This is a genomic window from Vibrio sp. Vb2960 (assembly GCF_033337665.1).
GTDB lineage: Bacteria > Pseudomonadota > Gammaproteobacteria > Enterobacterales > Vibrionaceae > Vibrio > Vibrio alginolyticus.
This window is the reverse complement of record NZ_JAWORD010000051.1, coordinates 1-3,045: the sequence shown is the minus strand read 5'-3', so window position 1 is coordinate 3,045 and position 3,045 is coordinate 1. Positions and strand designations below refer to the sequence as shown.

The window sequence follows — 3,045 nt, the reverse complement described above, 5'->3', positions numbered from 1 at the left end:
TCAGGTGGGTCCAAAACGCTATGGTCGCCAAGCAAATTCTTTAATCTGGAAAGCTGTTTTTTTAATTCTCGTTCTTACACATTCAATGTTCTTTCATTGAGTCCATCAAAACCCCTTGGGTGTTGTATGGTTAAGCCTCACGGGCAATTAGTACAGGTTAGCTCAACGCCTCACAACGCTTACACACCCTGCCTATCAACGTCGTAGTCTACGACAACCCTTTAGGATACTTAAAGTATCAGGGAGAACTCATCTCAAGGCTCGCTTCCCGCTTAGATGCTTTCAGCGGTTATCGATCCCGAACTTAGCTACCGGGCAATGCGTCTGGCGACACAACCCGAACACCAGAGGTTCGTCCACTCCGGTCCTCTCGTACTAGGAGCAGCCCCTTTCAATTCTCCAACGCCCACGGCAGATAGGGACCGAACTGTCTCACGACGTTCTAAACCCAGCTCGCGTACCACTTTAAATGGCGAACAGCCATACCCTTGGGACCGACTTCAGCCCCAGGATGTGATGAGCCGACATCGAGGTGCCAAACACCGCCGTCGATATGAACTCTTGGGCGGTATCAGCCTGTTATCCCCGGAGTACCTTTTATCCGTTGAGCGATGGCCCTTCCATTCAGAACCACCGGATCACTATGACCTGCTTTCGCACCTGCTCGAATTGTCATTCTCGCAGTCAAGCGGGCTTATGCCATTGCACTAACCTCACGATGTCCAACCGTGATTAGCCCACCTTCGTGCTCCTCCGTTACGCTTTGGGAGGAGACCGCCCCAGTCAAACTACCCACCAGGCACTGTCCGCAACCCCGATAAGGGGTCGACGTTAGAACATCAACACTACAAGGGTGGTATTTCAAGGACGGCTCCACGCAATCTAGCGACTGCGCTTCAAAGCCTCCCACCTATCCTACACATGTAGGGTCAATGTTCAGTGCCAAGCTGTAGTAAAGGTTCACGGGGTCTTTCCGTCTAGCCGCGGGTACACTGCATCTTCACAGCGATTTCAATTTCACTGAGTCTCGGGTGGAGACAGCGTGGCCATCATTACGCCATTCGTGCAGGTCGGAACTTACCCGACAAGGAATTTCGCTACCTTAGGACCGTTATAGTTACGGCCGCCGTTTACCGGGGCTTCGATCAAGAGCTTCGACCGAAGTCTAACCCCATCAATTAACCTTCCGGCACCGGGCAGGCGTCACACCGTATACGTCATCTTGCGATTTTGCACAGTGCTGTGTTTTTAATAAACAGTTGCAGCCACCTGGTATCTGCGACTCTCAATAGCTCCATCCGCGAGGGACTTCACCGTCGAGAGCGTACCTTCTCCCGAAGTTACGGTACCATTTTGCCTAGTTCCTTCACCCGAGTTCTCTCAAGCGCCTTGGTATTCTCTACCCGACCACCTGTGTCGGTTTGGGGTACGATTCCTTACAATCTGAAGCTTAGAGGCTTTTCCTGGAAGCATGGCATCAATGACTTCACATCCGTAGATGCTCGACGTCGTGTCTCAGCCTTAAGAGAAACCGGATTTACCTAATTTCTCAGCCTACGCACTTGAACCTGGACAACCGTCGCCAGGCCCACCTAGCCTTCTCCGTCCCCCCATCGCAATTGTAAGAAGTACGGGAATATTAACCCGTTTCCCATCGACTACGCCTTTCGGCCTCGCCTTAGGGGTCGACTTACCCTGCCCCGATTAACGTTGGACAGGAACCCTTGGTCTTCCGGCGAGGAGGTTTTTCACCCCCTTTATCGTTACTCATGTCAGCATTCGCACTTCTGATACGTCCAGCATGCGTTACCACACACCTTCAACCGCTTACAGAACGCTCCCCTACCCAATGCACTAAAGTGCATTGCCGCAGCTTCGGTTTACTACTTAGCCCCGTTACATCTTCCGCGCAGGCCGACTCGACCAGTGAGCTATTACGCTTTCTTTAAATGATGGCTGCTTCTAAGCCAACATCCTGGCTGTCTGAGCCTTCCCACATCGTTTCCCACTTAGTAGTAATTTGGGACCTTAGCTGGCGGTCTGGGTTGTTTCCCTCTCCACGACGGACGTTAGCACCCGCCGTGTGTCTCCCGGATAGTACTTACTGGTATTCGGAGTTTGCAAAGGGTTGGTAAGTCGGGATGACCCCCTAGCCTTAACAGTGCTCTACCCCCAGTAGTATTCGTCCGAGGCGCTACCTAAATAGCTTTCGGGGAGAACCAGCTATCTCCAGGTTTGATTGGCCTTTCACCCCTAGCCACAAGTCATCCGCTAATTTTTCAACATTAGTCGGTTCGGTCCTCCAGTTGATGTTACTCAACCTTCAACCTGCCCATGGCTAGATCACCTGGTTTCGGGTCTATATCCAGAGACTGAACGCCCAGTTAAGACTCGGTTTCCCTACGGCTCCCCTAGATGGTTAACCTTGCCACTGAATATAAGTCGCTGACCCATTATACAAAAGGTACGCAGTCACAGGACAAGCCTGCTCCTACTGCTTGTACGTACACGGTTTCAGGTTCTATTTCACTCCCCTCACAGGGGTTCTTTTCGCCTTTCCCTCACGGTACTGGTTCACTATCGGTCAGTCAGTAGTATTTAGCCTTGGAGGATGGTCCCCCCATATTCAGACAGGATATCACGTGTCCCGCCCTACTCGATTTCACTGAACACACGTCGTCAACTACGGGACTATCACCCTGTATCGTCGGCCTTTCCAGGCTGTTCGTCTAACGCGTGTAAAGCTTAAGGGCTAGTCCAATTTCGCTCGCCGCTACTTTCGGAATCTCGGTTGATTTCTTTTCCTCGGGGTACTTAGATGTTTCAGTTCCCCCGGTTCGCCCTGTTGAGCTATGTATTCACTCAACAGTAATACCTTATGGTATTGGGTTTCCCCATTCGGAAATCCCAGACTCAAATGGTTTTTACTACCTAATCTGGGCTTATCGCAAGTTAATACGTCCTTCATCGCCTCTGACTGCCAAGGCATCCACCGTGTACGCTTAGTCACTTAACCATACAACCCGAAGGAGTTTCGAGTTGATG

Annotated in this window: 1 rRNA gene; it reads right to left on the bottom strand. The window is 51.2% G+C overall.

The features are described 5' to 3' along the window. Window positions 1-126 precede the first annotated feature (126 nt). Window positions 127-3,016 (bottom strand): 23S ribosomal RNA (locus tag R7O03_RS22495). Window positions 3,017-3,045: the final 29 nt, after the last annotated feature.